The sequence below is a fragment of the Leucobacter sp. UCMA 4100 genome, from assembly GCF_027853335.1.
Classification (GTDB): Bacteria; Actinomycetota; Actinomycetes; order Actinomycetales; family Microbacteriaceae; genus Leucobacter_A.
The window spans coordinates 2,263,065-2,285,999 of the sequence record NZ_JAFEUS010000002.1; the positions used below are offsets into that span (position 1 = coordinate 2,263,065).

Annotated in this window: 23 protein-coding genes and 1 tRNA gene; 16 read left to right on the top strand and 8 right to left on the bottom strand. The window is 63.4% G+C overall.

The genetic code is table 11. From position 1 onward, the window contains the following. The first annotated feature begins 2 nt into the window (after window positions 1–2). The 4 genes from JSO19_RS10500 to JSO19_RS10515 are packed head-to-tail and all read left to right on the top strand — an operon-like array spanning window position 3 to window position 2,612. Window positions 3–266 (top strand): F0F1 ATP synthase subunit epsilon, encoded by a 264-nt coding sequence (locus tag JSO19_RS10500; RefSeq protein ID WP_270911607.1) that lies wholly within the window; start codon window positions 3–5, stop codon window positions 264–266. Window positions 267–284: 18 nt separating this feature from the next. Continuing rightward, window positions 285–1,064, top strand: a complete 780-nt coding sequence (locus tag JSO19_RS10505) for a YaaA family protein (protein WP_270911608.1) — start codon at window positions 285–287, stop codon at window positions 1,062–1,064. 42 nt (window positions 1,065–1,106) lie between these two features. Then, window positions 1,107–1,967: a PP2C family protein-serine/threonine phosphatase gene (locus JSO19_RS10510; RefSeq protein WP_270911609.1), complete on the top strand. Its 861-nt coding sequence runs from the start codon at window positions 1,107–1,109 to the stop codon at window positions 1,965–1,967. 27 nt (window positions 1,968–1,994) lie between these two features. Further along, a complete protein-coding gene (locus JSO19_RS10515; protein ID WP_270911610.1) occupies window positions 1,995–2,612 on the top strand; it encodes a phosphoribosylanthranilate isomerase in 618 nt (205 codons plus the stop codon). Between the two features lie 15 nt (window positions 2,613–2,627). Here JSO19_RS10515 and JSO19_RS10520 read toward each other — a convergent pair whose 3' ends face one another. Both JSO19_RS10520 and JSO19_RS10525 read right to left on the bottom strand, forming a co-directional pair. Further along, a complete protein-coding gene (locus JSO19_RS10520) occupies window positions 2,628–3,626 on the bottom strand; it encodes an asparaginase (RefSeq protein WP_270911611.1) in 999 nt (332 codons plus the stop codon). Continuing rightward, window positions 3,623–4,966 (bottom strand): aminotransferase class III-fold pyridoxal phosphate-dependent enzyme, encoded by a 1,344-nt coding sequence (locus JSO19_RS10525; protein WP_270911612.1) that lies wholly within the window; start codon window positions 4,964–4,966, stop codon window positions 3,623–3,625. The genes JSO19_RS10520 and JSO19_RS10525 overlap by 4 nt, the downstream gene beginning before the upstream one ends. 65 nt (window positions 4,967–5,031) lie before the next feature. On the opposite strand from JSO19_RS10525, the gene metG reads away from it, so the two are divergent. From metG to JSO19_RS10550, 5 genes are all read left to right on the top strand, one after another. Further along, window positions 5,032–6,606, top strand: coding sequence for a methionine--tRNA ligase (gene metG / locus JSO19_RS10530; protein WP_270911613.1), 1,575 nt, complete (start codon window positions 5,032–5,034; stop codon window positions 6,604–6,606). Between the two features lie 14 nt (window positions 6,607–6,620). Beyond that, window positions 6,621–7,508, top strand: coding sequence for a TatD family hydrolase (locus tag JSO19_RS10535; protein ID WP_270911614.1), 888 nt, complete (start codon window positions 6,621–6,623; stop codon window positions 7,506–7,508). Further along, on the top strand, window positions 7,492–8,370 hold the full coding sequence (gene rsmA, locus JSO19_RS10540; RefSeq protein WP_270911615.1) for a 16S rRNA (adenine(1518)-N(6)/adenine(1519)-N(6))-dimethyltransferase RsmA: 879 nt from the start codon (window positions 7,492–7,494) through the stop codon (window positions 8,368–8,370). The genes JSO19_RS10535 and rsmA overlap by 17 nt, the downstream gene beginning before the upstream one ends. Before the next feature lie 84 nt (window positions 8,371–8,454). Next, window positions 8,455–9,360, top strand: a complete 906-nt coding sequence (locus tag JSO19_RS10545; RefSeq protein ID WP_270911616.1) for a GHMP family kinase ATP-binding protein — start codon at window positions 8,455–8,457, stop codon at window positions 9,358–9,360. A 26-nt stretch (window positions 9,361–9,386) separates the two neighbouring features. Further along, a complete protein-coding gene (locus tag JSO19_RS10550) occupies window positions 9,387–9,572 on the top strand; it encodes a hypothetical protein (protein ID WP_270911617.1) in 186 nt (61 codons plus the stop codon). 31 nt (window positions 9,573–9,603) lie between these two features. Here the strand turns inward: JSO19_RS10550 and JSO19_RS10555 are convergent, their stop codons facing one another. From JSO19_RS10555 to JSO19_RS10570, 4 genes are all read right to left on the bottom strand, one after another. Further along, the gene (locus JSO19_RS10555; protein WP_270911618.1) at window positions 9,604–10,017 is read right to left on the bottom strand and encodes a DUF779 domain-containing protein; all 414 of its coding nucleotides are present in this window, start codon (window positions 10,015–10,017) and stop codon (window positions 9,604–9,606) included. Window positions 10,018–10,090: 73 nt separating this feature from the next. Then, entirely contained in the window at window positions 10,091–11,110 is a 1,020-nt protein-coding gene (adhP, locus tag JSO19_RS10560; RefSeq protein WP_270912135.1) for an alcohol dehydrogenase AdhP, read from the bottom strand. Between the two features lie 95 nt (window positions 11,111–11,205). Continuing rightward, the gene (gene adh / locus JSO19_RS10565) at window positions 11,206–12,729 is read right to left on the bottom strand and encodes an aldehyde dehydrogenase (RefSeq protein ID WP_270911619.1); all 1,524 of its coding nucleotides are present in this window, start codon (window positions 12,727–12,729) and stop codon (window positions 11,206–11,208) included. A gap of 115 nt (window positions 12,730–12,844) precedes the next feature. Further along, complete coding sequence (locus JSO19_RS10570; protein WP_270911620.1) at window positions 12,845–14,188, bottom strand: transcriptional regulator; 1,344 nt, start codon at window positions 14,186–14,188, stop codon at window positions 12,845–12,847. Window positions 14,189–14,479: 291 nt separating this feature from the next. Between JSO19_RS10570 and JSO19_RS10575 the strand changes: the two genes are divergently transcribed. Both JSO19_RS10575 and JSO19_RS10580 read left to right on the top strand, forming a co-directional pair. Further along, a complete protein-coding gene (locus JSO19_RS10575; protein WP_270911621.1) occupies window positions 14,480–15,877 on the top strand; it encodes an NAD(P)-binding domain-containing protein in 1,398 nt (465 codons plus the stop codon). Between the two features lie 118 nt (window positions 15,878–15,995). After that, window positions 15,996–16,307 carry an XRE family transcriptional regulator gene (locus tag JSO19_RS10580; protein WP_270911622.1) on the top strand — a complete coding sequence of 104 codons (312 nt, stop codon included), beginning with the start codon at window positions 15,996–15,998 and terminating at the stop codon, window positions 16,305–16,307. Between the two features lie 156 nt (window positions 16,308–16,463). Here the strand turns inward: JSO19_RS10580 and JSO19_RS10585 are convergent, their stop codons facing one another. Together JSO19_RS10585 and JSO19_RS10590 are read right to left on the bottom strand one after the other, a co-directional pair. Further along, window positions 16,464–18,401, bottom strand: a complete 1,938-nt coding sequence (locus JSO19_RS10585) for an ABC-F family ATP-binding cassette domain-containing protein (RefSeq protein WP_270911623.1) — start codon at window positions 18,399–18,401, stop codon at window positions 16,464–16,466. Window positions 18,402–18,454: 53 nt separating this feature from the next. Next, window positions 18,455–18,955 carry a MarR family winged helix-turn-helix transcriptional regulator gene (locus JSO19_RS10590; protein WP_217134256.1) on the bottom strand — a complete coding sequence of 167 codons (501 nt, stop codon included), beginning with the start codon at window positions 18,953–18,955 and terminating at the stop codon, window positions 18,455–18,457. Window positions 18,956–19,039: 84 nt separating this feature from the next. On the opposite strand from JSO19_RS10590, the gene JSO19_RS10595 reads away from it, so the two are divergent. The 5 genes from JSO19_RS10595 (at window position 19,040) to JSO19_RS10615 (ending at window position 22,895) form a co-directional block, all read left to right on the top strand. Continuing rightward, window positions 19,040–19,111, top strand: a tRNA-Gln gene (locus JSO19_RS10595). A gap of 44 nt (window positions 19,112–19,155) precedes the next feature. Continuing rightward, window positions 19,156–20,601: a bifunctional UDP-N-acetylglucosamine diphosphorylase/glucosamine-1-phosphate N-acetyltransferase GlmU gene (gene glmU, locus JSO19_RS10600; RefSeq protein ID WP_270911624.1), complete on the top strand. Its 1,446-nt coding sequence runs from the start codon at window positions 19,156–19,158 to the stop codon at window positions 20,599–20,601. After that, the gene (locus tag JSO19_RS10605; protein WP_217134266.1) at window positions 20,598–21,575 is read left to right on the top strand and encodes a ribose-phosphate diphosphokinase; all 978 of its coding nucleotides are present in this window, start codon (window positions 20,598–20,600) and stop codon (window positions 21,573–21,575) included. The genes glmU and JSO19_RS10605 overlap by 4 nt, the downstream gene beginning before the upstream one ends. 111 nt (window positions 21,576–21,686) lie before the next feature. After that, window positions 21,687–22,145 (top strand): MarR family winged helix-turn-helix transcriptional regulator, encoded by a 459-nt coding sequence (locus tag JSO19_RS10610; RefSeq protein ID WP_270911625.1) that lies wholly within the window; start codon window positions 21,687–21,689, stop codon window positions 22,143–22,145. Window positions 22,146–22,298: 153 nt separating this feature from the next. Continuing rightward, entirely contained in the window at window positions 22,299–22,895 is a 597-nt protein-coding gene (locus tag JSO19_RS10615; protein ID WP_270911626.1) for a 50S ribosomal protein L25/general stress protein Ctc, read from the top strand. The last annotated feature ends 40 nt before the right edge of the window (window positions 22,896–22,935 follow it).

Sequence of the window (22,935 nt, forward strand, 5' to 3'; positions counted from 1 at the left end):
TCATGGCTGCCCTCAGCGTCAACATCGTGTCGGCCGACCGTCAGGTCTGGTCAGGCGAAGCAACCCAGATCGTCGCAAAAACGGTCGAGGGCGAGATCGGTATTCTTGCCGGTCACGAACCGCTCCTCGCCGTGCTCGGTGATGGTGCAGTTCGCATCACCACCACCGACGGTTCTGTCGTGGTTGTGAACGCAGAGGGTGGTTTCTTCTCGGTTAACCGCAACTCAGTTGAGGTTGTTGCCGGGCAGGCTTCCCTCGTCGCCTAACGGCGAACTACTATTCTCATGCGTGTGCTGTTGCCGCCGTCAGAGTCCAAGCGACCTGACGGCGGCAACGCCATTTTTCGCGCAGAAAATCTGCTCTTCCAAGCAGACCTGGGTGAGACCAGGAAACGCGTTCTCGACGCGGTCGTCGCGGTCAGCGGCGACACCGAGCGCGCACAGAAGGCCTTCAAGCTTGGAGCGAAGGCCACCGGCGAACTTCAGCACAACCTGCGACTGAGCGATGCTCAGGGGCTCGCTGCGATCGAGCGGTACGTCGGGGTGCTCTTTGATGAGATCGAGATAGATGAGCTCGATGAGGCATCTCGCGGGTGGATCGCAGACCACGTCTTCATTCAATCGGCTCTCTTCGGTCTCGTAAGTGCCTCAGACGAAATTCCGCCTTACCGGCTTTCAGCATCGTCACGGCTCACCGATGAGCTCGGGGCGACGTTGAAGAAGACCTGGCTCGAAGCGTTTGCCGACTTCGAGTGGCCAGAGGCGTTCATGCTTGACCTCCGGTCGAAAGACTACGCTGCACTCGCTCCGATTCCTGACACGGTTGAGTGGCTGACACTCGACATCGTTCAGCGAACCGAAGACGGGGGAGTGCGCGCCCTCAATCACTTCAATAAGCGGGCCAAGGGAGATCTCGTGAAGCGTCTCGCCCGCTCGCAGGCGACCATCACGTCGCAGGCCGAATTCTTGGCGTGGGCAAATGACGAGGGTCTCGAAATCACCGAGACTGGTGAACCGCATCACGCGACACTCGTGACGACGCTCGGCGTTGTCGCCGCACGCTAGCGTGTAGCATGGGTGGGTGGGAAACGATGAGCGGAGAGAAGCTTGACTGAAGTAGGCCGTAACGGTTCATACCAGCGCGTCGCCCTGTCAGACCATCTCGTCATCGAACTGTCCTGGCACGCGATTACCGATACCGGGCTGAGGCGCGAAAACAACCAGGATAGCTACACGGTTGTGCCCCCGATCTTCGCGGTCGCCGATGGCATGGGTGGTCACACCGCCGGCGAGATCGCATCTGACGCGGTCGCGACGAGGCTCTCAGAGTTGCAAGACCTCACTGACCTGACGCCCGAGCACATTGACCGGGTGCTCAGGGAATCGGTTTTTGATATTCAGGAGCGCGTTGGCGAGACTGATCTCGGCGCTGGGACGACCGTAACGGGGCTCGCCCTCGTGAAGAACGAAGACCGTGCCTCGTGGCTCGTGCTCAATATTGGTGACTCTCGGGTGTACCAGTTCTTCCGCGGTTCGCTCAGCCAGGTGACGACCGATCATTCGGTCGTGCAGCACCTCATTGATACCGGGGCAATTACCCCGGAAGAGGCCGAGACGCACCCGCACGCAAACGTGATTACGAGGGCGGTCGGCTTCAACGAGGAGCCGATTCCCGACTACATCGAGCTCGCGCTCATTCCGGGGCAGCGCATGCTCATTTGCTCTGACGGGCTCACCAAAGAGCTCACCGACTTCGGCATTCGCCACTTCCTCTCAACGGCACGCACCGCGAAAGATGCCGCCGAGGAGCTCCTGCAGCAGGCCCTCCAAAACTCAGGGCGCGACAACGTGACGGTCGTCGTCATCGATGTGCACGCCGTTGGCGATATGCGAGAGACAGGCGATCTCTCCCGCACACGCCTGCCGCTCAATGACCCGTCAGACACCGAAGAGGTTCCCCGAATCTAGGCATCGAGGGGCGCTACCATGGAACCCATGCATACCCCCTTCGTGAAGATTTGCGGCCTCTCGACCGACGAGACCGTCGACGCCGCGATTGCCGCGGGGGCGAGCGCGGTGGGCTTTGTCTTCGCGCCGAGCCCGAGGCTTGTATCGGCGGATCGCGCCCGAACGCTCATCGAGCGTGTTCCCGAGGGCGTCGAAACGGTCGGGGTGTTTCGCGCACAGCCCCTGGACGAGGTGCTCGCGACAGCAGAGGCCGCTGGGCTCACCACGGTCCAATTTCACGGGTACGAGCCGCTGAGCGATGTTCTAGCCGCACAGCAGGCTGGCTTCAAGACTCTGCGAGCCTTCGCCATCGACGAGTATCTCGCACTCGGCACAGCTGAGCGGCAGCGTTGGAACGAAGAGCGGCTCCTCATCGACGCGGTGGAGCCCGGTGGAGGCATTCCCTTTGACCCGGCTCAGCTCGGCGACGCGCGCCCCACGGGCTGGTGGCTGCTTGCAGGCGGGCTCACTCCCGGCAATGTGGCCGACTGCATGGGCGTGCTGCAGCCTACGGGCGTTGACGTTTCGAGCGGCGTTGAATCGACGCGCGGGGTGAAGTCGATCGAGCGCATCCGTGCGTTCGCGAAGGCCGCGCTCGGGCAGTAGCCGGGCGGTTTGCTCCTAGAACGCCACGCGAATCTCGCCGACGGGTGCCCCGCCGCCAGAGACGCGCAGGTGCAACTCTGGTTTGACCGCTTCGAAGGCCTCCTGCGAGATTGCGCCAACCCGGGTCAGGAGTTCGCCGGCAATGAGGTGCAGCGGCCGCTGCGAACCATCGAGCGTTTTCACGACCGCAACGTACCCAGAGGGCGTGATGACAACGACGCTGCCCTCGGCGCCGAGCTTCGAGAACACCCCGAGCCGGTCGATGAGTGCCGTGTCATTCGAACCGGGGCCACACACGGCCCAGCCCTCGGCTCTGGCAGAGCGCAGGAGCTCGTAGGCGTGACGGTGCAGGGGGAAGGGAGACTGTGGCTCGCTCGTGGCCATACGACGCATTGCGCGAGCAAAGCCGGTCAGTGATACCGCGTGGGTCGGCGCTCCGCAGCCGTCGACGGCAACGTAGGGTACCTCGCCGGTGAAGCGCTGCACGGTCTCTTTGATTGTCGCCTGAAGCGGGTGCGTGGGCGAGAGATAGGTGCCGAGATCCCAGCCGTTGACCTGGCAGGTGCGCAGCATCGCGGCGTGCTTGCCCGAGCAGCAGTGCAGCATACGCTCACGCGATCCGCCACGGCTTGCGTGGGCACGCGCTTCGGCCGCGTTTGAAGGCCAAGAGGGAGGGCAGAGCAGCGCTTTGTCGCTCAGGCCGCCGGCGCTCAGCATGCGCCAGACCACCTCTGCGTGGCGTTTGAAGCCATCGTGGCTTGCAAGCGAGAGGGCACGCTCTTCGTCACTGGCGAGGCTGAGCCCCACCGAGTGCATCGCGAGCGACTGGAGAGGCTTCAGCGCCGATCGCGTAAAGAAGGGGGTTTCGGGCGCGCCCATCGCCACGAGGGTTTCACCCTCGGGCGAGAGCACGACCGCAGAGCCCGCGTGTCGTGACTCGATGAAATCACCGCGAGTCACGACCGCGAGCTCTACCGATTCGGCGAGTGACGCCGTTTCGAGGGGGTTCGTCATGCCTGGTATGACGTGATGGCCTGGTCGATGACCTCGGCAACCTCAGCGATCTGCTCGTCGGTAATGGTGACCGGGGGCAGGAAACGCAGAACGTTACCGTGCAGGCCTGCGTTGAGCAGCAGCACGCCGCTCTGAGCGGCGGTTTGCGTGATGTGGTTCACGAGCTCTGGCAGCGGGTTCAGCGTGCCGGGCTCAGTGAGTTCGATTGCGAGCATCGCGCCGTGGCCACGAACCTCGGCGATCACCTCGTGACGAGCCTTGAGGTCTTCAAGGGCGGCACCAAGCACGCGGCCCACACGCTGTGCTTCGCGCAGCGGGGTGCCCTCTTCGAGCTGTTCGAAAACGGCAACGGCTGCCGCGCAAGCGACGGGGTTACCACCGAAGGTGCCGCCGAGGCCGCCGGCCGGAGCAACATCCATGATCTCTGCGCGACCCGTGACGCCCGCGAGCGGCAGACCGCCCGCAATGCCCTTGGCAGTGAGCACCATGTCTGGCTCGAAACCAAAGTGCTCGGTCGCGAAGACCTTGCCCGAGCGGGCGATGCCCGACTGAATCTCATCGGCGATGAAGACGATGCCCTTTTCGCGGCACCATGCGGCCAGCGTGGGCAGGTAGCCCTCGGCGGGAACAACGAAGCCGCCCTCGCCCTGAATAGGCTCGGCAACGAGGCACGCGAGGTCGGCTGCGCCAGCGGTCTTCTCGAGCCACTGGATGGTGCGCTTGGCAGCCTCTTCGCCGGTCAGGCCGTCGTGCAACGGGAATGAGTTGGGGGCACGGTACACATCGCCAGCGCGGGGGCCAAAGCCCGTAGCGTAGGGCGAGCCCTTGTGGTTCATGGTCGAAGTGAGCATCGTGCGGCCGTGGTAGGCGTACTCGAGCACGGCAACGCCGGGACGACCCGTGTACATGCGAGCGATCTTGACGGCGTTTTCAACGGCCTCGGCGCCCGAGTTCACGAGCATCGTGCGCTTCTCGCCCGAGATCGGAGCGGTCTTCGCGAGGTACTCGGCAACCTGAACGTAGCCCTCGTAGGGGGTCACGGTAAAGAGCGTGTGGGTGACCTTGCCCATAGCCTCGCGAGCTGCCTCGACAACCGCGTCGTTCGTGTGGCCCACGGTGGTGACGCCAATGCCGGCACCACAGTCGATGAACTGATTGCCGTCAACATCGACGAGAATGGCATCGTGTGCGCGCTCAATGTAGACGGGAAGAAGAGCCATGACGCCGGGAGGGATCACCTTCGTGCGGCGTTCGTGGAGCTCGCGTGATTTCGGGCCGGGAACCTCGGTAACGACCTTGCGCGAGAGTGACTGAGTTGCATGGGATTCGTGGTTACTCATGTCGTAAAGTCTACTCCTTGAAACAGAGAGAACTCGGTGGGCCGAAGTCTCCTAGAATAGAACGTATGCCGAAGCCCGATTCGTTTTTTATCACGACCCCTATTTTTTACGTGAATGATGCCCCGCACATTGGTCACGCCTACACCGAGGTGGCCGCCGACGTGCTCGCCCGCTGGCATCGCCAGGCAGGCGACGACACCTGGCTGCTCACGGGAACCGATGAGCACGGCCAGAAGATTTTGCGCACCGCGACCGCAAACGGTGCCGAGCCCAAGGAATGGGCCGATCGTCTCGTGAAGAACGAGTGGATCCCACTGCTCGATACCGTGAACATGTCAAACGACGACTTCATTCGCACGACCGAGCCACGCCACGAAGAGGGCGTTCAGGCGTTCCTGCAGAAGCTCTACGACGACGGCCACGTGTATGCGGGCGAGTTCGAAGCGCTCTACTGCGTCGGCTGTGAGGAGTTCAAGCCGAAGAGCGAGATCGTTGACGGCGAGGGGGCATTCGAGGGCGAGAAGGTGTGCTCGATCCACTCGAAGCCACTCGAACTGCTCAAGGAGAAGAACTACTTCTTCAAGATGAGCGCATTCGGCGATGCGTTGCTCAAGCTCTACGAAGAGCGTCCCGACTTCGTGCAGCCTGCGTCGGCTCGCAACGAGGTTGTCGCGTTCGTGCAGCAGGGCCTCGAAGACCTTTCGATCTCGCGTTCATCGTTTGACTGGGGCATCCCGATTCCCTGGGACCAGGAACACGTCACCTACGTCTGGTTTGACGCGCTGCTGAACTACGTGACGGCTACCGGTTACCCCAACGATCCCGAGACCTTCGCGCGCCGCTGGCCCGGGGTGCACATCGTCGGCAAAGACATTCTGCGCTTTCACGCCGTCATCTGGCCAGCGATGCTCATGGCGGCAGGGCTCGAGGTGCCCAAGCACGTCTTCGCCCACGGCTGGCTGCTTGTTGGCGGCGAGAAGATGTCGAAGTCGAAGCTCACGGGCATCGCCCCGAACGAGATCATCGACGTGTTTGGCGCCGACGCGTTTCGCTACTACTTCATGCGCGCCGTCTCGTTCGGTCACGACGGCTCATTCAGCTGGGAAGACCTTACGGCGAGGTACCACGCCGAACTCGCGAACGGGTTCGGCAACCTCGCGAGCCGCACGCTCGCGATGAACGCTAAGTACTTCGATGGCGTGCAGCCTGAGGCAGCAGAACTCAGCGACGCTGACCAAGCGATCGTTGATCTCGTAGCGCGTGCAGCGGCAGAGGCCGATGCGCATGTGAACACCTTTGAGATTCACGAGGCGCTCTCGGTGATCTGGGAGGTCGTCGATGCACTGAACGGCTACATCACCGAGATGGAGCCCTGGGTGCTCGCGAAAGACGAGGCCAAGCGCGCTCGTCTCGGCACGGTTCTCGCGACGGTGACCGAGGGGCTTCGCGCCCTGGCGGTGCTGCTTTCGCCCGTTATTCCTGAGGCAACCGAGAAGCTCTGGGTAGCGCTCGGGGCGAAAGAAACGCTCGGCGAGCTGCGCGAGCAGCCGCTTCGTGACGCGGGAACGTGGGGTCAGTTGCCAGCGGGAACCCCGCAGGGCTCACTCGCGGTGCTCTTTCCGCGTGTTGAACAGGACTAGGTGAAACCCCCTTCATGAATATGATCAGAAAACGCACGGGGCGCGACGGCCGAGACCTTTCTTGGCCCGAGCAGCCCGAGCCGCTTCCCATTCCGCTCTACGACAACCACACCCACCTCGAGTTTGAAGACGGGACCGAGGTGCTCGACCCCGAGACCTCGCTCGCAAAAGCCGAGGCCGTCGGGGTGCGCGGAGTCGTGCAGGTCGGAACCGATCTCGAAACCAGCCGGTGGGGTGCTGCGTTTGCCGCGCAAGACGAGCGCGTGCTTGCCGCGGTTGCGCTGCACCCGAACGAGGCTCCGCGCCTCGCAGAGGCCGGGCTGCTGAGCGAGCACCTCTCAGAGATCGCGCGTCTCGCGGCCCAGCCTCGTGTACGCGCCATTGGCGAGACCGGGCTTGACTTCTTTCGCACGGGCGAAGAGGGTCGTGACGCGCAGATCGAATCGTTCGAAGCGCACATCGATATTGCCAAGAGCCACGGCCTTGCGCTGCAAATTCACGACCGCGATGCTCACGAAGCCGTTGTACAGACGCTCCTGCGCGTCGGAGCGCCCGAGCGCACCGTGTTCCACTGTTTCTCTGGCGACGCCGAGTTTGCAAAACTCTGCGCCGAAAATGGTTGGTACCTCTCGTTTGCCGGCACTGTGACGTTTAAGAACGCGCCGGCTCTTCGCGAGGCGCTCGCCGTCACGCCGGCATCGCGCATGCTCGTCGAAACCGACGCACCGTTCCTCACCCCAGAGCCGCACCGTGGTCGGCCGAACGCGCCGTACCTCATGCCGAACACCGTGCGCCGTATGGCCGAGGTGCTCGAGACTGACCTCGAAGCGCTGTGCGTGCGCCTCGCGCAAAACACCGAGAACGTGTATGGCGAATGGGAGAACGATGAGCCAGGAGCATAGCGACGCCGTTGCCACGCTGCTCGGCCCCGCCGAGGTGCGCGAGCTCGCAGCGCGGCTCGACGTGACCCCGACGAAGAAGCTCGGGCAAAACTTCGTTCACGACCCCAACACGGTGCGCAAGATCGTGCGGCTCGCTGGCGTTACCGAACATGATGAGGTCATCGAGATCGGCCCTGGGCTCGGCTCGCTCACGCTGGGCCTGACCGAGGTGGGGGCCTCGGTTACCGCGATTGAGATTGACCCGAGGCTCGCCGCCCAGCTGCCGCAAACCCAGGCGCAGATGCAGCCGAACGCCAAGCTGCGGTTGGTGCTCAGCGACGCCCTCGACCTTGATCGCTCACACCTCGAGGGGCAGCCGGCTCCGACGGTGCTTGTCGCAAACCTGCCGTACAACGTCTCGGTGCCCATTCTCATGCACTTGCTCGAGCTCATTCCCGAGCTGCAGAGCGGCCTCGTCATGGTGCAGGCCGAGGTGGGGTACCGGATCGCCGCGGGCCCCGGCTCGAAAGAGTACGGCTCGCCCTCGGCGAAGGCCGCCTGGTACGGCGACTGGAGCATTGCGGGAACCGTGAGCCGCAAGATTTTCTGGCCGGTTCCCGGTGTCGACTCGGTGCTCGTTGGCTTCACGAAGCACGCAGAGCCGATCGGAACCGAGGCTGAGCGCGTAACAACCTTTGCTCTCGTGAACGCCGCTTTTGCGGGCAGGCGCAAAATGATTCGGCAGTCGTTGCAGGCGGCAATTCCCGGCTCAACCACCGAGAGCGTGAGTGAACTCGTGCAGCGGGCGGGCCTCGATCCGCAAGCTCGTGCCGAATCGCTCTCGATCAGCGACTACCTGCAAATTACCCGGGTGCTCGTTTAGGAGTTCGACACCTTGTCGCGGTACCTTGTATATATGATCGGTCCGCGACGTAGCGACAGAGTGGTAGCGCGTGCGCCTGGCAAGGTGAACGTTTGCTTTCGGGTTGGCGAAGAGCGACCCGATGGTTCACATGTCATCGCGACGCTGTACCAGGCTGTCTCACTGTTTGACACGGTGTTTGCTTACCCGAGTGACACCTTCAGCTTGACGATGCTTGGCACTCACCACGAGATCCCTGGCGGCGAGCGTAACTTAGCCATGCGCGCCGCAAAACTGCTCGCTCGCGTGAGCAACTATGCGGGGGCCGTGCACCTCGAGATCGACAAGCAGATCCCGCGCGGCTCTGGCATGAGCGGCGGATCGGCTGACGCGGCTGCCGCCCTCGTTGCCTGCAACGAACTCTGGCGTCTCGGCTACGACCGCTACACGCTGAAGAAGATCGGGCTCGATCTCGGCGCAGACGTTGCCTTCGCCCTCGGCGGCGGTACCGCGGTGGGCACGGGGCACGGCGACGAGTTCACGCAGGCGCTGAGCATCGGCACATACCACTGGGTTATCGTGCCGAGCAGCGACCGGCTGCGTGAAGACGAGGTCGTGACCGCGCTCACGAAGCATCGCGATACGCACCGAAACGAGCTGGGGCAGGGAACCGAGCACCCGACGGTCGACGCTGCGGTCTTGCACGCGGTGCGCTCCGGTGGCACGCGGCAGCTCGCCGAGGTCATGCAGAACGACCTGCAGATGGCCTCGCTGAAGCTCTCGTCTGACGCACTCCTGCACCTTGAGATGGGCGAGGCCGATGGGGCGCTTGCGGGCATCACGCTCGCGACCACCTCTGCGGTGGCACTCCTCGCTGAAGACCGTAAGGCGGCCGAGCACCTGCACTCGCTGTACGGCTCGCAGGGCATTGAGTCGATCATGGCTCAGGGGCCCGTCGGAGGCGCTCGAGTGGTTGAGCGTGCACTGCGTGTGCCGCAGGCGATACGCTAGAGGCACTGACCCTGAAGGAGCCCGCCATGAACCTTTCTGGATACCTCGTTGAGACCATCCTCGTTGACCCAGTGACGGGCGAACCAGTCTTCGGGCAGCAGCAAGAGCCGCAGGAGGTCGTGCCCGAGGGCGCCGAGAACCTGCTGGGGCAGGGAAGCGATGCCACCGAGAGCGCTGCGGGCGGATGCTGCGGCGGCTCCTGCTGCCAGTAGCACCCACGCGCACGCGCCGTTCGAGGCCCGCCTAGAGCAACCTCGACCTGATGAGAAAGCGCTTGCCCTCTGGTGCCTCGAGCGAGAAACCGCTGCCACGACCCACGACCGCGTCGATCGTGAGGTGCGTGTGGGCCCAGAGCGTAAACTGCTCCCGCGACATCCAAAAGCCGATCTCGCGGGCTTTGCCTGATGCGTCGGGATTAAGCGCGAGCGTGCCAAGCAGAATGTCTTGGCCGCCAACCCGAAACTCGCCCTCCTGGTAACACATCGGCGCGCTGCCATCGCAGCAACCGCCTGACTGGTGAAACATGAGCGGCCCATGTAGTGACCAGAGCTGCTCGATGAGTTCGATCGCGCCTTCGGTAAACGAGAGCCGGCTCTCGGTCTCGCCCTCGACCTCAGGCCGCGCTTCGACGAGCCCGGCCTGGCCTTCGTTCGTCATGATGTCTTCTCCTTCGCCGCGGAAGAGGGGTGCGGATCGACGCTGCGTGCGCTGATCCGCACCCCTTCAGCTGTTAGGACTGCGCGAGCCGCAGCACGACGCGGCCGTCGATCTTGCCGGCGCGCATCTCGTCGAACACGTCGTTCACGTCGTCGAGCGGTCGCTCTGAGACGGTCGGGTGAATGAGGCCGCGCGCATAGAAGTCGAGCGCCTCAATCATGTCTTGACGGGTGCCGACGATCGAGCCTCGAATCGTGAGGCCCTTGAGCACGATGTCGAAGATCGGGGCGGGGAAGTCGCCGGGTGGCAGACCGTTGAACACGATCGTTCCACCGCGGCGGGTCATGCCGATCGCCTGCCCAAACGCCGACGGGTGCACGGCGGTCACGAGCACGCCGTGGGTTCCGCCCGTCTCACGCTGAATCGCCTCGACGGGGTCTTCTGAGAGTGCGTTCACGGTCACCTCGGCGCCGTGCTTCTTTGCGAGCGCGAGCTTGTCGTCGGCAATGTCAACCGCGGCAACGCGCATGCCCATCGCGACCGCGTACTGCACGGCGATGTGGCCGAGGCCACCGATGCCAGAAATAACGACCCACTGGCCCGGCAGCACGCCGGTCATCTTGAGACCCTTGTACACGGTAACGCCAGCGCAGAGCACCGGGGCGACCTCGACGGGGTCAGAACCAGCGGGCACGACCGCGGCATAGGTTGCGTCGACGAGCATGTACTCGGCGAACGAACCGTCGACCGAGTAGCCGCCGTTTTGCTGCTGCTCGCAGAGCGTTTCCCAGCCCGTGCGACAGAAATCGCAGTGGCCGCAGGCCGACCACAGCCAGGCGTTGCCGACGAGGTCGCCGACCGCGATGTTCGTGACGCCCTCGCCAACGGCCTCGACAAGGCCGACGCCCTCGTGGCCGGGAATGAAGGGCGGGCTCGGCTTCACTGGCCAGTCACCCTCGACCGCGTGCAGGTCGGTGTGGCACACGCCCGTTGTGAGTACGCGCACGAGCGCCTGACCGGGGCCGGGGGCGGGGACGTTCTGTTCGCCAACGTCGAGTGGCTTGCCGAACGCGGGCACCTGGGCCGCGCGCATGGTGTTGGTGGTCATGATGGGTGATCCTTTCTAGGGCCGCTGCGTTGCGGCCCGGTTGCTGGTTGTTCTGGTATTGCGTTTGTTTGGCCTGAGGCTTAGAAGAAGCCCTGCGCGTTTTCGGTGTAGCTCACGAGCAGGTTCTTCGTCTGCTGGTAGTGGTCGAGCATCATGAGGTGATTCTCGCGCCCGATGCCGCTCGATTTGTAGCCACCGAACGCGGCGTGGGCGGGGTAGGCGTGGTAGTTGTTGACCCAGACGCGGCCGGCCTGAATGTCGCGCCCAGCGCGGTAGGCGGTGTTGCCATTGCGGCTCCAAACGCCGGCTCCAAGGCCGTAGAGGGTGTCGTTGGCGATGCGAATGGCGTCGTCGTAGTCGGTGAACGAGGTGGTCGAAACGACGGGCCCGAAGATCTCTTCCTGGAAGATGCGCATCGAGTTGTCGCCCCTGAAGATGGTCGGCTGAATGTAGAAGCCACCCGCGAGCTCGCCCCCGAGATCTTCAACGCCGCCGCCCGTGAGTACGTCGGCGCCCTCTTGCCGCCCGATGTCGAGGTACGACTTGATCTTCTCGAACTGGTCGTTTGACGCCTGGGCGCCGACCATCGTGTCGGTATCGAGGGGGTGACCGCGTTTGATGAGCTCGGTGCGGGCTACCGCCGCGCCCCAGAAGTCGTCGGCAATCGACGCCTGCACGAGCGCGCGTGACGGGCAGGTGCACACCTCGCCCTGGTTGAGGGCGAACATCGTGAACCCCTCCTGGGCTTTGTCCCAGTAGGCGTCGTCGTTCGCCATGACGTCTTCGAAGAAGATGTTTGGGCTCTTGCCACCGAGTTCGAGGGTCACGGGAATGATGTTCTCTGACGCGTACTGCATGATGAGGCGGCCCGTCGTGGTCTCACCGGTGAACGCGATCTTGCGAATGCGCGGGTTCGACGCGAGCGGCTTGCCCGCCTCGGCGCCGAAACCGTTCACGATGTTCACGACGCCAGCGGGCAGCAGGTCGCCGATGAGCTCGAACAGGACGAGGATCGAAGCGGGGGTCTGTTCTGCGGGTTTCAGCACGATGGCGTTGCCGGCCGCGAGGGCCGGAGCGAGCTTCCACACGGCCATGAGAATCGGGAAGTTCCACGGAATAATCTGGCCCACGACGCCCAGCGGCTCGTGAAAGTGGTAGGCGACGGTGTTGTCGTCGATCTGCGAGTTGCCGCCCTCTTGTGCGCGAATAGCGCCAGCGAAGTAGCGAAAATGGTCGATCGCGAGCGGCAGGTCGGCATTGAGCGTCTCGCGCACAGCCTTGCCGTTGTCCCATGTCTCGGCCACGGCGAGCATCTCGAGGTTCTCTTCCATGCGATCGGCGATCTTGTTGAGGATCACCGCTCGCTCGGCCGGGCTCGTTTTGCCCCATGCAGGAGCCGCCGCGTGGGCCGCGTCGAGCGCAGCCTCAATATCTTCGGCCGTGCCACGGGCGATCTCGCAAAATGCCTGGCCGGTGACGGGGGTCACGTTCTCGAAATAGTTGCCCTTGACGGGTGCGATCCACTCACCACCGATGTAGTGTTCGTAGCGGCCCTTGAAGGTGACGAGCGAGCCGGGCTGGCCTGGTGAAGCGTACAGGGTCATGATGCTCTCCTTTGGCGACGTTGTCATTTCGTGCTCCGCAGCGAGGTGGGGCTACGGTATCGAGAGACTACGACCGGCACCGTTGCATCTTCGTAGCACGGGCGCCAGGAGCCGCCTAGAGAGCGTCGAGCTTTGCCACGACCCGAGCCCGTTTTGGGCTGAGCGGGGGCAGGATTTGCAGCAGTGTTTGCCACACCTCAGCATCGTCTTCGGCCCACTGCTGGGCATACTCGAAGAGCAGCTCGGGTGAAGCTGACTGCAGCATGGACTGCCTGAGCGTCATCTCGAGGTCGTGACGAAGCGCCTCGACACACGGCGCCTCAGAACCGGGCAGCGCCTCGCCGCCGTAGCCCGAGAGTGCGAGTCGGTGCGCGCCCCGGCCCAACGCCGCGAGGGTGTCATGGGCATCGACCGAGATGGTCTGCGAGAGCCGGTAGGGTTTCGCGCGCACCTCGATGGGTACGCGGTGCGCTGAGAGGAGCTTGCGTAGCCTCGCGAGTTCTGCCCGGAGGGTCTCGGTGCTCCCGGCCTCGCCATAGACCGCGTCGGTAAGGGCACCTGAGGTGAGCCCCTGCGGCGCACCGGCGAGTGCCACCAGGATTTCGGCGTGACGACGGCCGAGCTCAAGGGTTTCTGCCCCGGCGGTGAGCAGCGCTGGCTCCCTGCCGAGCACCATGAGCTGCGGTGAACGCCTGGCCGCGCGCTCGGGCTTGCGCCTGCGCGCGGTCTTCAAGCTCTCTGCCTCGACCCTGCGACGCATCGCCTCGAGGCTCAGCTCAGCCTCGACGGCAGCCCTCGTCGCCTCGACGAACGGCAGCACGTGCGGCTCGGCAACCGTCTCACGGCCCGTAATATCGATCACGCCAAGAATCGCGCCGGTCTCGGGATCGTGCACCGGGGTCGCCGCGCAGCTCCACTGGTGCACCGCACGGCTGAAGTGCTCGGCGCCGAAGAGCTGTAGCGGGTGGTCGAGGGCGAGTGCGCTGCCCGGGGCGCTCGTGCCAACGGCCCGTTCAGACCAGTCGGTTCCCTCGGCAAAACCCATGTCTTCGGCGAGAGCGCGGAGGCGTCGATCGCCGTCGATCCACAGCAATCTGCCCTGGGCATCGCCGACCGCGACAATAAAGCCCGAATCTTCGGCCTCGCGAAAGAGAAGTCGCTCAAGCATCGGCAAAGCCGTTGCGAGCGGGTGTACCTCGCGCAACGCCGCGAGCTCGTCTGCCGTGAGGTCTGGGCTGCTCGGTTGCGCCTCGGGATCGACGAGGTGATCGAGTGAGCGCTGCCACGAGTGAAGAATGATTTCTCGCATCGGAGTGAGCACCCCTCGGCGGGGCCTGGCGGGGGTGCGTTCGACCTCGGCGTCGCCACTGAGAAAGCGCTCGTAGGCATGCTCGATCTCGCGACGGCGCTGAGACGTCGACTCGCCCTGACGCAGGGCACGCCACTCAGTGAACACCAACGACTCCTTCGGTTTGGTTGAGGCGAGTCTACGGTGTTTAGCAGGGGGTTACCAGGGGATGTTTTTGGGCTTGCGAACGCTCGAAAAATCGCACCTGAGAACCCCAAAAAAGCCTATTTTCTGCCGAAGTGCTATGCTAAAGAAGTTGCCTGTGAAAACTGGTTGAGGCTTTTGGTCTCCAGGTAGACACAGATGTTGCTCACGCCCTGTGCGTGGTTGATCCACCATATTTGGGCGAGGCACGATCGCGGGCAACCGATACCGAGTGATACGAATGACTAAGGATGATACGTGGAATCTAACAAGAAGAAGGTAGCAATTATTGGAGCCGGCCCGAGCGGCATGGCCCAGATGCGGGCATTCGAATCTGCAGCGCGTAACGGCAAGGGTGCGGTTGATATTGTATGTTTCGAAAAGCAGGCTGACTGGGGCGGACAGTGGAACTACACGTGGCGCACCGGCCTTGACGAGCACGGCGAACCCGTGCACTCAAGCATGTACCGCAACCTCTGGTCGAACGGCCCCAAGGAGGCCCTCGAGTTCGCCGACTACACCTTTGACGAGCACTTCGGTCGCGCGATCTCGTCGTACCCACCTCGCCCGGTGCTCTGGGACTACATCGCTGGTCGCATGGAGCAGTCGAAGGTACGCAAGCTCGTACGCTTCGAGACCGTCGTGCGCTGGGTCGACTTCAACGAGGCCGACAACACCTTCACGGTTGCGAGCGAGCACCTGCCCACCGGAGCGACGACGCGCGAGGTCTTCGACCACGTGATCGTAGCAAGCGGGCACTTCTCGTTCCCGAACACCCCAGATTTCGAGGGGATCGACACCTTTCCCGGCAGCATCACGCACGCCCACGATTTTCGCGGGGCAGAGTCGCTCGTCGGTCGCGACGTGCTCGTCGTGGGGTCGAGCTACTCGGCCGAAGACATCGGTAGCCAGGCCTACAAGATGGGTGCACGCTCGGTAACCGCGAGCTACCGCACCGCGCCCATGGGCTATGACTGGCCAGAGGACTTCGAAGAGCGCCCCGGCATCGAGCGCTTCGAGGGCAAGACCGTGCACTTCATCGACGGCACCTCGCGTGAGTTCGACGCCGTCATCTTCTGCACCGGCTACGTGCACAAGTACCCGTTCCTGCCGAAGGAGCTCGCGCTCTCAGGCCCGAACACCGTGTACCCCGAGGGCCTGTACCGTGGCGTCGTGTGGCAGGATAACCCCGGCCTCTTCTACGTTGGCGCGCAGGACCAGTGGTTTACGTTCAACATGTTCGACGCGCAGGCCTGGTACGTGCGCGACCTCATTCTCGGCGATGCCCCGATGCCCTCGGTCGACGAACGCGCCGCTTCGATCGCCGAGTGGGCTGGGCGCTTCGAAGCGCTCGAGACCGCTGAAGACGAGGTCTACTTCCAGAGCGACTACGTGCGCGACCTCAACGAACAGACCGACTACCCGATGTTCGATCTCGACGAGGTCAACAAGATCTTCGTGAGCTGGATGAACGACAAACGCGAAGACATCATGGGCTACCGCGACCGCTGCTACCGCTCGGTCATGACCGGAACCGTCGCAGCGAACCACCACACCCCGTGGATGAAGGAGCTCGACGACAGCCTCGAGCGCTACCTCGCGACCGACATCGACAACGACGACCTGTCGCCAGAGCAGGCTTCGCTGGCCGTATAGCGGATCGCCGGGCTTAGCAGCGTGGTCGCCCCGATCCCGCTGAGCCGGTAATCTAACCGCGCTTGAGAGCACCCCGAAGTTCTTTGACTTCGGGGTGCTCTGGCGTAAGAATGGGGGTATGGACGATGCAGTTATTCTCACCCCAGATCTTGCCCGCGCTGCCCGCGCGTTCACGAAGGTGTCACCGAAGACCATCGCCGAGGGCGCGGGCCTGACCAGAGACGAAGTTCGCAACTTCGAGCGCGGCAAGGCCGACCTCGAAGAAGCCCAGAAAGCGCGCCTCGTCGAGTCGCTCGAGAAGTACGGCGCGCTCTTCATTCCCGAAGACGAAGAGGCCGGTTACGGTGTGCGCCGCAAGTTCACGCGCACGACGCTCAAGCGCCTCAACACCTGGGAGGGCGAGGGCGGCCAGCCGCAGCCGACCGACTAACTGCGTGCGGGGCTGCGGGGGCTGCGGCCCTGCCGCCTGCCTGATATTCGTGTTTTTTGCGTTTACTTGACGCAAAGTTAGGGTGTTGAGAGCAAAACACCCTGCTTTTGGTCAAGTAAACGCGTCGGCGCAGCCGCCACGCGGCCCGCAACGCTGCTACGCCTCGAGCTGCTCCGAAAGCTCGAGCCAGCGCTCCTCGAGCGTTGCGACCTCGGTCTCGATGTCGGTGATGGTGGCCATCTCGGCACCGAGCAGCTCAAAGTCTGACTGGTCGAGCTCGGCGAGGGCAGTGCGCTTCGCGTCGGCATCTGCCGAGAGTCGCTGCATCTTGCGCTCTATCGACTGGAGCTCCTTTTCGAGCGTGCGGCGCTCGGCTCCTGACAGTGAAGGTGACCCGGCGCCTGAGCCCGATCCGCGAGTAGAGCCAGAGCCGCCCGCCGAGGGCGATGCTCCAGCCGCTCCAACCGCGCCAGCCGAGCCCGAACCGCCGGCAGGCCCGGAGCCGCCCGCCGAACCCGTGCCGCCAGCGCCAGCCGCAGCAGCACCAGCGGCGGCGGGGGTCGACGCCTGGCCTTTCGCCTCGGCCGCGCGCAGCGAGAGGTACTCGTCGACGCCGCCGGGCAGGTGGCGCAGGCGCTGGCCGATGAGGGCGTACTGCTGATCAGTGACACGCTCCAAGAAGTAGCGGTCGTGCGAGACTACGATGAGCGTTCCTGGCCACGTGTCGAGCAGGTCTTCCATGGCCGAGAGCATGTCGGTATCCATGTCGTTTGTGGGCTCATCGAGAATGAGCACGTTCGGCTGGTCGAGCAAGACGAGCAGGAGCTGCAAGCGGCGCTGTTGACCGCCCGAGAGATCCTTGACGCGAGTCGAGAGCTGCTCTGAACGGAAGCCGAGTTGCTCAAGCAGTTGGCTGGGCGAGAGGTCTTGGGCCTTCGATCCGCTGCCAACGGTGTAGCTCTGACGCAGGCGCCCGACGACGGTGCGCACGGGCTCATCGAGGTGCTCTTTGAGCTCATCGATGCGTTGCGTGAGGGTGCGTACCTCGACGGTCTTGCCGCGTTTGACGGTGCCGTTCGTGGGTTCGAGGGTGCCCGTGATGAGGCTCAGCAGGGTTGACTTGCCTGAACCGTTGACGCCCAAAATGCCCGTGCGCTCGCCCGGGGCGAGGCGCCACTCGACGTCGCGAAAGACCTCGCGGTCGCCGAACGAAACACCGACGTCGACGAGGTCGACGACGTCTTTGCCGAGCCTCGCTACCGCGAGTGACTTGAGGGCCGTGGCGTCGCGCACCTCGGGAACATCAGCGATGAGTTCGTTTGCGGCCTCGATGCGAAACTTCGGCTTTGCGGTGCGGGCAGGCGCTCCGCGGCGCAGCCAGGCGAGCTCTTTGCGTGCGAGGTTCTGGCGCTTCTGCTCGATCGTGGCCGCCTGGCGGTCGCGCTCGACGCGCTGCAAAATGTAGGCCGCGTAGCCGCCCTCGAAGGGCTCGACGATGCCGTCGTGCACCTCCCACGTGGCGGTGCACACCTCGTCGAGAAACCAGCGGTCGTGCGTGACGGTGAGTAGTGCACCCTGGCCTGCGGGCCAACGACGTTTCAGGTGCTCGGCAAGCCAGGCGATGGCCTCGACATCGAGGTGGTTCGTTGGCTCGTCGAGCATGAGAATATCCCAGTCGCCCGTGAGCAGTTGTGCGAGTGAGACACGGCGGCGCTGGCCGCCAGACAACGACTCGACGTTGGCGTTCCAGTCGAGGTCGCCGAGCAAGCCCGCGATGATCTCGCGGGTGCGGGTCTCGCCAGCCCACTCGTACTCGGGTCGATCGCCCACGACTGACTCTGCGACCGTTGCGTCGGGGTCGAGCGTGTCTTGCTGGCTGAGCACCCCGATCGTGACGCCGCCTCGCATGGTGACCTTGCCTTCGTTTGGCTCGACGAGGCCCGCGAGCATGCCGAGCAGGCTCGACTTGCCGTCGCCGTTACGGCCGACGATGCCGATGCGGTCGCCCTCGTGTACCCCGACGGTAATGCCCTCGAAGACGGTGCGGGTTGGGTAGCGTAGGTGTAGGCGTTCGCCGCCGAGTAGGTGTGCCATATCGCTCACAATCGTAGCCGCTTGGCGGGCGGCCCGCTGGGAAAAGCGGTGCGCTACTCGGTCGCTTCGAGGTCGAGCGAGAGTTTGCGCAACAGTTGCGTCAGCCGGTCGCGCTCTGCTCGCGAGAGCCCCGCGAGCAGTTGTTCCTCGGCGTCGGTGAGGCGCGTGATCGCCGCGTCGACGAGCGTAAGGCCGTGCGCGGTGATTTCGACGAGCACGCCGCGCCCGTCGCCGGGGTCTGGCAGGCGGTTCACAAGGCCACGCTTGACCATGCCGTCGATACGGTTCGTCATGGTGCCGCTTGAAACCATCGTTTCGCGCACGAGCACCTTGGGGCTTTTGCGGTAGGGCTCACCCGAACGGCGCAGCACTGAGAGCACGTCGAACTCCCACGCGTTCAGCTCTGATCGCTCGAACGCGTTCGAGCGTGCCTTGGCCAGGCGCTTCGAGATTCGTGTGATACGCGAGAAGACACCGAGCGGGTCGAGGTCGAGATCTGGGCGCTCGCTACTCCACTCGGCCACGATCTGGTCGACGATATCTTCTCTCTTCATGAATCTATTATCGCAAGTTTTCCTCTCAGTTCGTTGTCTGGCTCGAAATCTGGCAGAATAGTGTGGTGCCGATTTTTGGCATGATCCGCCTTGGTGTAATGGCAGCACGACAGCCTTTGGAGCTGTTAAGTCTAGGTTCGAATCCTAGGGGCGGAGCGGCACCGGGAGCTCTTGGTGTGAAGTCACCTGAAAGGGAACGCATGTCACAGCGGCCTTCAGACGGTCTTGCCGTTGTTATTCTGGCTGCGGGCCAGGGCACCCGCATGAAGTCGTCACTGCCCAAGGTCTTGCACCCCATTGCTGGCCACTCGCTCATTCAGCACGTACTCAATGTCGCTGGCAGTCTTGGCGCCGAGCATGTGCTCGCGGTAGTGCGGCACGAACGTGATCGGGTCGCCCAGGCGATCGTCGAGCACGCTCCCGACACGATCATCGTCGACCAGGACGAGGTTCCCGGCACCGGCCGCGCGGTCGAGCAGGCGCTGCAGGCATTGCCTGACGACTTTGATGGTTCGGTCGTTGTGCTCTCTGGTGACGCACCGCTCATCGACCACGATACGTTGCAGATGCTCATCGACGGTCACCTCAGCGAGGGCCGCAAGATGACCCTGCTCTCGGCGCTCTTCGATGACCCGACCGGGCTCGGTCGCATTCTTCGCGGTGATGATCAGCGCATGCGCGGCATTGTCGAAGAGAAAGACGCGACCGATGAAGAGCGTCGCATCACCGAGGTCAATGGAGGCATCTACGTTTTCCATCGCCGCACGTTGCAAGACACGCTCGCGACGATCGATACGAATAACGCGCAGGGTGAGAAGTACCTCACCGATGCCGCGGCTCGCATTCTCGCTTCGGGTGGCGCGGTTGACGCGGTTGCGACGACCGACACCTGGCTCATCGCCGGCGTGAACGACCGTGCGCAGCTTGCCGACGTTGGCCGCGAGCTCAACCGCCGCATCGTGCGCAAGCACCAGCAGGCTGGGGTTACGATTCAAGACCCATCAACGACGTGGATCGAGGCCGGGGTCTCCATCGGCGCCGACACGGTCATCCTTCCTGGCACGTACCTGCAGGGCGCCACCTCGATCGCTTCTCACGCGATCGTTGGGCCAGACACGACCCTCGTCGACACCGAGGTGCGTGAGGGTGCGCACGTTCGCCGTTCAGAGGTGCACCTCGCCGTGATCGGTGAGGGTGCAAGCGTGGGGCCGTTCTCGTACATTCGCCCGGGAACAGAACTCGGCGAGTCGTCAAAGATTGGCGCGTTTGTTGAGGCGAAGAACGCCAAGATCGGCGATGCCTCGAAGGTGCCGCACCTGAGTTACGTGGGCGACGTCACGGTTGGCACCGATTCGAACATCGGGGCTGGCACGATCGTCGCGAACTACGACGGTGTGAAGAAGCACGAGACCGTCGTGGGTGACGGCGTGCGCATTGGTTCGAAGAACGTGCTCGTCGCTCCCGTGACGGTGCACGACGGGTCTTACACTGCGGCTGGTACCGTAGTGCGCAAAGACGTTCCGGCCGGGTCTCTCTCTATGGGAGTTCTGCCGCAGCGACACATTGAGGGCTGGGTTGCTGACAAGCGCCCAGGGTCGAGTTCAGCCAAAGCGGCTGAAAGGGCAGGAGAATCACAGGAATCATGACCGCCATCAAGCTCGCCGGTGAAAAGAAACTGGTACTCATTTCGGGTCGCGCGTACCCGGAGCTTGCGCAAAATGTTGCGGCAGAACTCGGTGCAGAGCTCGTTGAAACCGATGCTCGCACCTTTGCAAACGGTGAAATCTATGCGCGCTTCGGTGAGAGCGTTCGTGGAGCTGATGCGTTTGTAATGCAGTCACACACCCACCCCATTAACGAGTGGCTCATGGAGCAGCTCATCATGGTCGATGCGCTGAAGCGAGCCTCTGCGAAGCGCATTACCGTTGTTGCGCCCTTCTACCCATACTCGCGCCAGGACAAGAAGGGCCGCGGTCGCGAGCCGATCTCAGCTCGCCTGATTGCCGACCTTTTCAAGACGGCTGGCGCCGACCGCATCATGTCGGTTGACCTTCACGCCTCGCAGATTCAGGGCTTCTTTGACGGCCCGGTCGATCACCTCTTTGCGATGCCCGTGCTGCTCGACTACTTCCAGAAGAAGCTCAGCCGTGAAAACATCACGGTGGTTTCGCCCGATACCGGTCGTGCCCGTGTGGCTGACGTGTGGAGTGACAAGCTCGGCGCGCCGCTCGCCATCATCCACAAGCGCCGCGACCCGAACGTCGCTCACAAGGTGTCGGTTCACGACATCGTGGGTAACGTCGAGGGCCGCTGGTGCGTGATGGTCGATGACATGATTGACACGGGCGGCACGATTGCGAAGGCCGCTGAAGCGCTCAAGAACAACGGTGCGCTCGGTGTCACGATCGCGGCAACGCACGCGATCTTCTCGGGCAAAGCGACCGAGATTCTGAACGCTGACTTTATCGACGAGGTCGTGGTGACCGACACGCTGCCGGTTCCGCCGGAGAAGCAGTTCGAGAAGCTGACGGTGCTCTCGATTGCGCCGCTGCTCGCTCGTGCGATCAATGAGGTCTTCGAAGACGGCTCGGTAACGAGCATGTTTGAGGGCGCCGCTTAGTCGCTCTTGGTCTTTCGTGAAATGGCGCCCACTCGTGAGTGTGGGCGCCATTTCGTATGCTCAGCCCAGAAGGTGGTTGCTGAGAGAAACTGTTTCTGCAATGGTGGTGGCATGATCACGCGTAAGGCAACCCGCGAGGCCCAGTCGGTTCTGCAAGCAACGATCGAGCTGGTGGCGAGTTGGAACTCGGTTCCGGTGCAGGGGCGCATTGCCCGTGCTGTGGGGGTTGAGATTCCCGAGGGAGACGTGCGGGCGCTGTACATGATCGGGATGTCTGACGAGTATCTGCAGCCGAGCGCTCTCGCCGACATGCTGCAAATGACGAGGCCGACCATGAGTAAGGTGCTTACGCGGCTGCACGCGGCGGGTCTCATTGAGCGGCACCGCGTCGAAGCTGATCGCCGTGCACTCGCGGTGGGGCTTACCGAGCAGGGGCAACACTCGTTTGGGCTTCTCGTACAGGCCGGGGTAAACATGGTGAAGAGCTCACTCGAGGGGCTCACGAGTGCCGAGGTTGCGCAGGTGACGGGCGTCATGACCGAACTCTCGAAGGCGCTGCACCGCGACTAGGTTTTCAGCATGCCGCGCCCGAAATCATGTAAGATGCTCATGTACTTCGGCGAGGGATGCACCAGCATCCGTTATCGACGCGGGATCGCTCTTCTGGGCAAATTCGTGTGAGCCGTTACATCAAGGGGTCACACCCCGGAAAGAGAGAAACTCATGTCAGCAGACGTTTTCAAGCTTGAAGCAGCCCCCCGCGAGAACTTCGGTAAGGGCGCCGCTCGTAAGCTCCGCGCACTCGGCCAGACCCCAGCGGTTGTCTACGGCCACGGTGCAGAGCCCCTGCACATCTCGGTCGACGCTCACGCGCTTTCGCTCATCGTGCGCTACGCAAACTCGGTGATCGAGCTCGACATCGACGGCAAGAAGCAGCTCGTTCTCGTGAAGGACGTTCAGAAAGAGGCCGTGCGCCACTATGTCGAGCACGTCGACCTGCTCATCATTAAGAAGGGCGAGACCGTTGAGGTTGAGGTTCCCGTAACGGTTGTTGGCGAGCCCTTCAACGGCGCGACCATGCTGCTCGAGCTCAACACCCTCGCACTCAACGTTCCTGCAACCTCGATTCCTGAGGTTATTGAGATTGACGTTGAGGGCCTCGAGGCAGGCACCCGCTTCCTCGTACAGGACATCAAGCTTCCCGCTGGCGCAAGCGCTGTTGACGATGCTGAGGCCCTCGTGGTCAACATCGTTGAGGCACGCGTGAGCGAAGAGCCTGAGGCTGCAGCTGAAGAGGCACCTGCCGAGGCAGCAGAGTAACGCAAGCCTTTACGCAAAAGCTCCCGGGTGTAAGCCCGGG

What these genes read in the sequence shown, in the direction of transcription:
- JSO19_RS10500 (WP_270911607.1), top strand. Translation starts at nt 3, where the DNA reads ATGGCTGCCCTCAGCGTCAACATCGTGTCGGCCGACCGTCAGGTCTGG.
- JSO19_RS10505 (WP_270911608.1), top strand. Translation starts at nt 285, where the DNA reads ATGCGTGTGCTGTTGCCGCCGTCAGAGTCCAAGCGACCTGACGGCGGC.
- JSO19_RS10515 (WP_270911610.1), top strand. Translation starts at nt 1,995, where the DNA reads ATGCATACCCCCTTCGTGAAGATTTGCGGCCTCTCGACCGACGAGACC.
- JSO19_RS10520 (WP_270911611.1), bottom strand. Translation starts at nt 3,626, where the DNA reads ATGACGAACCCCCTCGAAACGGCGTCACTCGCCGAATCGGTAGAGCTC.
- JSO19_RS10525 (WP_270911612.1), bottom strand. Translation starts at nt 4,966, where the DNA reads ATGAGTAACCACGAATCCCATGCAACTCAGTCACTCTCGCGCAAGGTC.
- metG (WP_270911613.1), top strand. Translation starts at nt 5,032, where the DNA reads ATGCCGAAGCCCGATTCGTTTTTTATCACGACCCCTATTTTTTACGTG.
- JSO19_RS10535 (WP_270911614.1), top strand. Translation starts at nt 6,621, where the DNA reads ATGAATATGATCAGAAAACGCACGGGGCGCGACGGCCGAGACCTTTCT.
- rsmA (WP_270911615.1), top strand. Translation starts at nt 7,492, where the DNA reads ATGAGCCAGGAGCATAGCGACGCCGTTGCCACGCTGCTCGGCCCCGCC.
- JSO19_RS10550 (WP_270911617.1), top strand. Translation starts at nt 9,387, where the DNA reads ATGAACCTTTCTGGATACCTCGTTGAGACCATCCTCGTTGACCCAGTG.
- JSO19_RS10555 (WP_270911618.1), bottom strand. Translation starts at nt 10,017, where the DNA reads ATGACGAACGAAGGCCAGGCCGGGCTCGTCGAAGCGCGGCCTGAGGTC.
- adhP (WP_270912135.1), bottom strand. Translation starts at nt 11,110, where the DNA reads ATGCGCGCGGCCCAGGTGCCCGCGTTCGGCAAGCCACTCGACGTTGGC.
- adh (WP_270911619.1), bottom strand. Translation starts at nt 12,729, where the DNA reads ATGACCCTGTACGCTTCACCAGGCCAGCCCGGCTCGCTCGTCACCTTC.
- JSO19_RS10580 (WP_270911622.1), top strand. Translation starts at nt 15,996, where the DNA reads ATGGACGATGCAGTTATTCTCACCCCAGATCTTGCCCGCGCTGCCCGC.
- JSO19_RS10585 (WP_270911623.1), bottom strand. Translation starts at nt 18,401, where the DNA reads ATGGCACACCTACTCGGCGGCGAACGCCTACACCTACGCTACCCAACC.
- JSO19_RS10590 (WP_217134256.1), bottom strand. Translation starts at nt 18,955, where the DNA reads ATGAAGAGAGAAGATATCGTCGACCAGATCGTGGCCGAGTGGAGTAGC.
- glmU (WP_270911624.1), top strand. Translation starts at nt 19,156, where the DNA reads ATGTCACAGCGGCCTTCAGACGGTCTTGCCGTTGTTATTCTGGCTGCG.
- JSO19_RS10605 (WP_217134266.1), top strand. Translation starts at nt 20,598, where the DNA reads ATGACCGCCATCAAGCTCGCCGGTGAAAAGAAACTGGTACTCATTTCG.
- JSO19_RS10610 (WP_270911625.1), top strand. Translation starts at nt 21,687, where the DNA reads ATGATCACGCGTAAGGCAACCCGCGAGGCCCAGTCGGTTCTGCAAGCA.
- JSO19_RS10615 (WP_270911626.1), top strand. Translation starts at nt 22,299, where the DNA reads ATGTCAGCAGACGTTTTCAAGCTTGAAGCAGCCCCCCGCGAGAACTTC.